The sequence below is a fragment of the Streptomyces durbertensis genome (assembly GCF_014156695.1).
Classification (GTDB): domain Bacteria; phylum Actinomycetota; class Actinomycetes; order Streptomycetales; family Streptomycetaceae; genus Streptomyces; species Streptomyces durbertensis.
The window spans coordinates 1-7,169 of sequence record NZ_WMLF01000275.1 but is presented as its reverse complement, the minus strand read 5'-3'; the positions used below and the strand labels follow the sequence as shown (position 1 = coordinate 7,169).

Below are 7,169 nucleotides of genomic sequence, written 5' to 3'. Positions count from 1 at the left end.
GGTTGTGGGGTGGGACTGGCAGGCGAGGGCGTAGCCGTCGGCGAGTTCGTCGTCCTCCAGGGCGTAGTTGCGGTCCATGCGGACCTCGCCGGCCAGGACGCGGACCCGGCAGGTGCCGCAGACGCCGCCCTTGCAGGCGTAGGGGGCGTCGGCGCGGTTGCGGAGCACGGTGTCGAGGACGGTCTCGCCCTGCTGTACGGGCCAGGTGCCGCTGCGGCCGTCGAGGGTGGCGGTGACGGTGGCGCCGTCGGGCGTGAGGTCGGGCGCGGGGGCGGACGGGGTGGTGTCTGCGACGTGGAAGACCTCCTGGTGGACGCGGTCCCTGGGGACGCCGAGGTCGGCCAGTGCCGCCTCGGCGGAACCGATCAGGCCGAGCGGCCCGCACAGGTACCAGCCGTCGATGTCGTCGACCGGGAAGAGGGCGGGCAGCAGGGCGGCCAGTCGTTCGCGGTCGAGGCGGCCCGGCGGCAGCCCCGCCTGCTGCTCCTCGCGGGAGAGCGCGGTGATCAGCTGGAAGCGGTCCGGGTAGCGGTCCTTCAGCTCGGCGGTCTCCTCCAGGAACATCGTGGAGGCCACCGTGCGGTCGCTGCGGAGCAGGTGGAAGTGGGCTTCGGGTTCGCGGGCCAGGAGGGTGGCGGCGATGGAGAGGACGGGCGTGATGCCGCTGCCGCCGACGATCGCGGCGAACCGGCCGGGGCGGGGGCGGAGGACAAAGCGGCCGGTGGGCGGCATGACCTCGACGACGTCTCCGGCGGCCAGCTCCTTGAGCGCGTACTGGGAGAACGCGCCCGCCTCGACCCGGCGGACGCCGATGCGCAGCACCGGCGGCTCGGGCGCCTCGGTGGCCGGGGAGCAGACGGAGTAGGAGCGGCGGATCTCCTCGCCGCCGGTGACCCGGCGCAGGTTGAGGTGCTGGCCGGGGAGGTGCCGGAACGTCTCCCGCAGCTCGGCCGGCACCTCGAAGGTGACCGCCACGGAGTCCTCGGTGAGCGGCTCGACCTCGGCGACCCGCAGCGGATGGAAGATCACAGCAGTTCCTTGAAGTGGTCGAAAGGCTCCCGGCAGGCGACGCAGCGGCGCAGCGCCTTGCAGGCGGTGGAGGAGAAGCGGCTCAGCAGCTCGGTCTCGGTGGAGCCGCAGTGGGGGCAGCGGACGGCGAGCGTCAGCGGGACGGGACCGCCGGACGGCGCCGGGCCGCCGGGCCTCGGCGGGGCTATCCCGGCCTCGGCGAGCTTGCGGCGGCCCTCGGCGGTGATGTCGTCGGTGGTCCAGGGAGGAGAGAGGACGGTGTGGACGGCGGTGTCGCGGTGGCCGTGCTCGGCCAGGACCCGCCGTATGTCCTCGGCCATGGTCTCGACGGCGGGGCAACCGGTGTAGGTCGGGGTGAGCGCGATCTCGACGCGGCCGTCCGGGTGCCGCCGGGCGGCGCGGACGACGCCGAGGTCGGCGAGGCTCAGCTGCGGCAGCTCCGGGTCGGGCACCGAACCGGCCAGCCGCAGCAGCTCGGCCTCCAGGGCGGTGGGTGCGTCCGCCTCCGGCGCGGTCCGAGGGGAAGCGGCGGCGGTGTCGGTCACCATGACGCCTCCGGGTGGCTGCGGTGCAGGTGCTGCATCTCGGCGAGCAGCCGGCCGAACGGCTCGGTGTGCACGCCCTGCCGGCCGCCGCCGGCCGCCCAGACGGCGCTCTGCGGACCTTCCGGCACCCGCAGCGTGGCCTGTTCGAGGACGGAGCGGACGCTGGTCGTCCAGGTGGCGCGGAGGTTGTCCCAGTCGACGTCCAGGCCCTCGACGGGCTGGAACAGCTCGCCGGTGTAGCGCCACAGCGCGTCCACCGCGTGCTGGGCGCGGCGGTGGCTCTCCTCGGTGCCGTCGCCGAGGCGCAGCGTCCACTGCTCGGCGTGGTCGCGGTGGTAGGCGGTCTCCTTGACCGCCTTCGCGGCGAGCGCGGCGACCGGCGTGGCGTCCTCGGGGCGGCAGCCGGCCAGCTGGCCGTAGAGCAGCTCCTGGTAGACGGAGAAGTAGAGCTGGCGGATGATCGTCTGCGCGAAGTCGCCGTTCGGCTGCTCGACGAGCTGGACGTTGCGGAACTCGCGCTCCTCGCGGAGGTACGCCAGCTTGTCCTCGTCGCCGACGAGGGAGAGCAGCGTGCGGGCCTGGCCGAGCAGGTCGAGCGCGATGTTGGCGAGGGCGACGTCCTCCTCCAGCTCGGGGGCGTGGCCGGCCCACTCGCCGAGCCGCTGGGCGAGGACCAGCGCGTCGTCGCCCAGGGCGAGCGCCGCCCGGTGGCCGGGGCGGTCGCGGCCGCCGTGCGGGTCGCCGGGTGTCTCGTGCGTGCCGCCGGGTGTCTCGTACGTGCCGCTCACAGGTTCCGCACCCCCTCGGGGACCTCGTAGAACGTCGGGTGCCGGTAGGCCTTGTCGGCGGCCGGCTCGAAGAACGGGTCCTTCTCGTCGGGGGAGGACGCCGTGATCCGGTCGGCGGGCACGACCCACAGGGAGACGCCCTCGCTGCGGCGGGTGTAGAGGTCCCGGGCGTTGCGCAGGGCGAGCGCGGCGTCCGGGGCGTGCACGCTGCCGACGTGGGTGTGGGAGAGGCCGCGCCGGCTGCGGACGAAGACCTCCCACAGCGGCCACTCGGCCCTCGCCCGGTGCTGCTGACTGGTCTCGCTCATCGTCGTCCGTCCTCGTTGCTGGGGGCGGCGGCGCGCTTGCGGGCGTACGCGGCGGCGGCCTCGCGCACCCACGCGCCCTCCTCGTGCGCCCGGCGGCGCTGGCTGATGCGCTGCTCGTTGCAGGGCCCGTTGCCCTTGAGCACCTGCTGGAACTCGGACCAGTCGATCTCGCCGAAGTCGTAGGAGCCGCGCTCCTCGTTCCACCGGAGGTCGGGGTCGGGCAGGGTGAGGCCGAGGGCCTCGGCCTGCGGGACGCAGATGTCCACGAAGCGCTGCCGCAGCTCGTCGTTGCCGTGCCGCTTGATCTTCCAGGCCATCGACTGCGCCGAGTGCGCGGACTCGGCGTCCGGCGGGCCGAACATCATCAGCGACGGCCACCACCAGCGGTCGACCGCGTCCTGCGCCATGGCGTGCTGGGCGGGCGTGCCCCGGCTGAGGGCGAGCAGCAGCTCGTAGCCCTGCCGCTGGTGGAAGGACTCCTCCTTGCAGACGCGCACCATCGCGCGGGCGTACGGCCCGTAGGAGCAGCGGCACAGCGGGACCTGGTTGGTGATCGCGGCGCCGTCCACCAGCCAGCCGATGGCGCCGACGTCGGCCCAGGTCAGCGTGGGGTAGTTGAAGATCGAGCTGTACTTCTGGCGGCCGGAGTGCAGTTTGTCCAGCAGTTCGTCCCGGCTGACGCCGAGTGTCTCGGCGGCGCTGTAGAGGTACAGCCCGTGGCCGGCCTCGTCCTGCACCTTCGCCATGAGGATCGCCTTGCGGCGCAGCGAGGGCGCGCGCGTGATCCAGTTCGCCTCGGGCTGCATGCCGATGATCTCGGAGTGCGCGTGCTGGGCGATCTGGCGGATGAGCGTGGCCCGGTAGCCGTCGGGCATCCAGTCCCTCGGCTCGATGCGTTCGTCAGCGCTGATCGCCGCGTCGAAGGCGGCCTGGAGGGCTGCTTCGTCCGCGCCGACGCCCCCGCCGACGTCCCCGCCGGGACCGCGCTCCGGCAGCACTGTTGTCATCGGTGAACTCCCTCGCGCCAACCGACCAACCGACCGATCGTTCGGTCCAATGGTGGTCGGCCGCACGCCGGGGTGTCAAGAGCGGGACTAACCTTCGGGGAGCAGACCGAGGAAACCGGGGAAACGATGCAGCCGAACGGAGACGGTGGCGCGGACGACGCGCGGGGTGCGGACGACGCGCCCGGCACGCGGGTGACGCCGGAGGCCGACACCGCCGGACACGGCGCCGACGCTGCCGGAGACCCCGGAGACCCCGGAGACCCCGGAGAGGCAGCCGGGGACGGTGCCGCGCGGGGGCCGGACGGGTTCCTGCTGCTGCGGCCCGGGAGCGCGGTGCTGCTGGTCGGCGCGGTCGCGCTGCTCGTCGCGGGCGTGCTCGTCCACCTCGGCATGGTGTTCCTGCACGTGGCCCCGTCGAACGCGATCTCCCGCCAGCACGGCAAGCTCGTCGACCAGTGGATCTACCCCGAGTTCGAGCAGAACTGGAAACTGTTCGCGCCGAACCCGCTCCAGCAGAACGTCGCCGTGCACGCCAGGGTCGAGACCCGCGACGGGTCCGGCGCGTCGGAGAGCGGGCCGTGGGTGAACCTCACCGCGTTCGACGCCGAGGACATCCGCGGCAACCTCGTCCCCAGCCACACCGCGCAGAACGAGCTGCGCCGCGCCTGGGACTTCTTCACCAACTCGCACGACGCCGAGAACCGCCCCACCGGCACCCGCGGCGAGCTGGCCGAGGCGTACCTCAAGCGCATCGCGATGCTGCGGCTCACCGAACGGGCCGGGGTGGACGCGCGCGAGGTCGTGCGCGTCCAGCTGCGGTCGGCGACGACGCCGGTCCAGCCGCCGCCGTGGACCGGGGAGCGGGTGGACGACACGACACGCCACCGCGTGCTGCCCTGGTGGCCCGTGACCGACGCCGACGTACCGGGGATTGGCCGATGAACCTTCCGCACCAGCCCGCGCCGGGCCCGGACCAGCCGGCGCCCGCGGCCCCGGGCGCGGTCAGCGCCGCGGCCGGCCGGCCGCGGCCGCTCGGGGCCCGCGTCGACGCCGCGCTCACCCGCGCGTTCCTCACCGTCGTCTCCCGCGCGCTCGGCCCCTACCAGACGGCGATCGTGCGCATCGGCTTCGCCGCCACCTGGCTGCTGTTCCTGCTGCGCGAGATCCCGCACCGCCACGAGCTGTACGGCCCGGACTCGCCGTGGAGCTTCACGCTCGCCGAGCGGCTGATCGACGGCAACAAGGCGTTCACGGTGCTGCTGTGGTCCGACGGCGCGCTGTGGTTCGAGTTCGTCTACTTCGCGGCGGTCGCGGCGAGCGCCGCGCTGCTGGTCGGCTGGCGGACGAGAGCCGCCACCGTGCTGTTCATGATCGGCGTGCTGTCACTCCAGAACCGCAGTGTGTTCATGGGCGACGGCGGCGACAACGTCGTCCATCTGATGGCGATCTACCTGATCTTCACCCGCTGCTCGCGGGTGTGGTCGCTGGACGCGCGCCGGGAGCGCCGCCGGGCGGCGGAGGTGCGCGCCGGCGTGCGCCCCGAGCAGCGGCTGGACCGCTTCGGTGTGGCCGGCTGGGCGCTGCTCGGCTCGACGCTGACCGTGGTGACGCTGTCCGGACTGCTGAGCCCGGGGTGGGCGCTGTTCTTCTGGGCGCTGTGGCTGGCCCAGGGGGCGTGGTTCCTGGTGTCGCACTGGCCCGGCGGGCAGCCGCACACCGTCGGTGTGGCGCTGGGCAACCTGGTCCACAACGCCGCCCTCCTGGTGATCATGGCGGAGGTGTGCCTGATCTACGCCACCGCCGGCTGGTACAAGGTGCAGGGCTCGCGCTGGCAGGACGGCACCGCCGTCTGGTACCCGATGCACCTGGACTACTTCGCGCCGTGGCCGCAACTGGCGGACGTGCTCGGCGGCAGCGCCCTGATCATGCTGGTCATCACCTACGGCACGGTGATCGTGCAGGTCGCGTTCCCGTTCACGCTGTTCAACCGGCGCGTGAAGAACGTGCTGCTCGCCGTGATGATGGTCGAGCACCTGTCGATCGCGGTCATCCTCGGGCTGCCGTTCTTCTCGCTGGCGATGATCGCCGCGGACGCGGTGTTCCTGCCGACGGCCGCGCTGCTGTGGCTGGGGGCGCGTGCCACCCGCGTACGGGAGCGCCTCGCACCACCGGGGCGTGCGGCCGGGGCGCCCGCGCCACCGCCGTCCGTCGCGGAACCGCCCCGGCCGGCCGAACCGCAGCTGGCCGCCACTCCGGACGCCGGCCCGCAGGGGACGGGTGACCGGTGACCGCCGGACGTGTACCGCCCGCGTGGACCGGCGCCCCCGCCGACAGCGTGCTGCTCGACGGCTTCCACGCCGTCAAGCACGCCCTCCGCTTCGGCGCGACCCTCCAGGCGCTGCTGGTCGTCGACCGCGCCGCCACCCGGGCGCTCGCCGCCGAACTCGCGCCCGACCTGGTCGAGCGCGTCGACGCGCTGGCCGACGAGGTCCCCGCCGACACCCTGCGCGGCCTGCTGCCCCGCGCCCACCCGACCGGGGTCGCGGCGCTCGCCCGCCGCCGGCCCCGGGAGGCCAACCTCGCCGCGCTGCGGGCCCTGCCCCGCCCGGCGCCCGTCGTCCTGCTGGAGGACCCGCGCAACCTCGGCAACGTCGGCGCCGTCGTACGGCTGGCGGCCGGCATGGGCGCCACCGGCGTCGTGACCACCGGCACCGCCGACCCCTGGCACCCGGCCGCCGTGCGCGGCGGCGCCGGACTGCACTACGCCACCGCCGTCGAACGCCTCACCCTCGACGAACTCCCGCCCGGCCCCCTGCACGTGCTCGACCCGGAGGGCGAGGACCTGCGCGGCGTACGGCTGCCGGACGACGCGGTGCTGGCCTTCGGCACCGAGCGGCACGGGGTGTCCGCCGAACTCCGCTCCCGCGCCGACCGGCTGCTCGCGCTCCCGATGCGCCCGCAGGTCTCCAGCTACAACCTGGCGACCAGCGTGGCGATGACGCTCTACCACTGGTCGGCGGCGTCGGGCTGACGTGGGGCGGACGGGGCGGCCGGCGGGACCGGGTCAGCCCGCTGACGCCGGGCAGCGTCCGTCGCTCTGCCGCACGTCGTAGACGGTCAGCTGGTGCAGGCCCTCCGTCGGGCGGGCGCGCAGGATGAGGCAGACCGGATGACCGCCGTCCCGGTCCGTGACCTCGAAGCGGTGAGAGGTGGGCCGCCGCGGCGCGCGGTCGCCCCGGGAAGCGCCGGCGCCGTCCGCACCGCCGGGGGCGGGGGAGAGGCGGTGGTGGGGCACTCCCTGCTGGACCGCCGCCACCGCCAGCGCCTGCCCCAGCTCCCGGGCGGCCGTGCGTCGCGAGGGGTCGCGCAGCGCACGCCCGTGCAGGTCCTCGCGGGCCGCGTCGGCGATCGCGCGGATCGCGTCCGGCTCCACGTGCTCGGTTTCGCGCAGCATCAGCACGGTGACCGAGGAGCTTATGGCCACGGCGGCCG

The 7,169-nt window shown here is 74.3% G+C and carries 9 protein-coding genes; 3 read left to right on the top strand and 6 right to left on the bottom strand.

From position 1 onward, the window contains the following. The 5 genes from GL263_RS17755 to paaA form a co-directional block, all read right to left on the bottom strand. Positions 1-1,026: 2Fe-2S iron-sulfur cluster-binding protein (locus GL263_RS17755; RefSeq protein ID WP_182856706.1), on the bottom strand; the 1,026-nt coding region annotated here is incomplete at its 3' end. Next, positions 1,026-1,577, bottom strand: a complete 552-nt coding sequence (paaD, locus tag GL263_RS17750; protein WP_182856705.1) for a 1,2-phenylacetyl-CoA epoxidase subunit PaaD — start codon at positions 1,575-1,577, stop codon at positions 1,026-1,028. The genes paaD and GL263_RS17755, both read right to left, overlap by 1 nt. Continuing rightward, a complete protein-coding gene (paaC, locus tag GL263_RS17745) occupies positions 1,571-2,362 on the bottom strand; it encodes a 1,2-phenylacetyl-CoA epoxidase subunit PaaC (RefSeq protein ID WP_182856704.1) in 792 nt (263 codons plus the stop codon). The genes paaD and paaC overlap by 7 nt, the downstream gene beginning before the upstream one ends. Continuing rightward, the gene (gene paaB / locus GL263_RS17740; RefSeq protein ID WP_182856703.1) at positions 2,359-2,670 is read right to left on the bottom strand and encodes a 1,2-phenylacetyl-CoA epoxidase subunit PaaB; all 312 of its coding nucleotides are present in this window, start codon (positions 2,668-2,670) and stop codon (positions 2,359-2,361) included. The genes paaC and paaB overlap by 4 nt, the downstream gene beginning before the upstream one ends. Further along, the gene (gene paaA / locus GL263_RS17735; RefSeq protein ID WP_182856702.1) at positions 2,667-3,677 is read right to left on the bottom strand and encodes a 1,2-phenylacetyl-CoA epoxidase subunit PaaA; all 1,011 of its coding nucleotides are present in this window, start codon (positions 3,675-3,677) and stop codon (positions 2,667-2,669) included. The genes paaB and paaA overlap by 4 nt, the downstream gene beginning before the upstream one ends. A 126-nt stretch (positions 3,678-3,803) precedes the next feature. Between paaA and GL263_RS17730 the strand changes: the two genes are divergently transcribed. From GL263_RS17730 to GL263_RS17720, 3 genes are read left to right on the top strand one after another with little or no spacing between them, the layout of a single operon-like run. Next, positions 3,804-4,619, top strand: coding sequence for a DUF5819 family protein (locus GL263_RS17730; RefSeq protein ID WP_182856701.1), 816 nt, complete (start codon positions 3,804-3,806; stop codon positions 4,617-4,619). Then, positions 4,616-5,965: an HTTM domain-containing protein gene (locus GL263_RS17725; protein ID WP_182856700.1), complete on the top strand. Its 1,350-nt coding sequence runs from the start codon at positions 4,616-4,618 to the stop codon at positions 5,963-5,965. Before GL263_RS17730 ends, GL263_RS17725 begins: the two co-directional genes overlap by 4 nt. Continuing rightward, on the top strand, positions 5,962-6,708 hold the full coding sequence (locus GL263_RS17720; RefSeq protein WP_182856699.1) for a TrmH family RNA methyltransferase: 747 nt from the start codon (positions 5,962-5,964) through the stop codon (positions 6,706-6,708). The genes GL263_RS17725 and GL263_RS17720 overlap by 4 nt, the downstream gene beginning before the upstream one ends. A 33-nt stretch (positions 6,709-6,741) precedes the next feature. Here GL263_RS17720 and GL263_RS17715 read toward each other — a convergent pair. Continuing rightward, positions 6,742-7,169: hypothetical protein (locus GL263_RS17715; RefSeq protein WP_438947974.1), on the bottom strand; the 428-nt coding region annotated here is incomplete at its 5' end.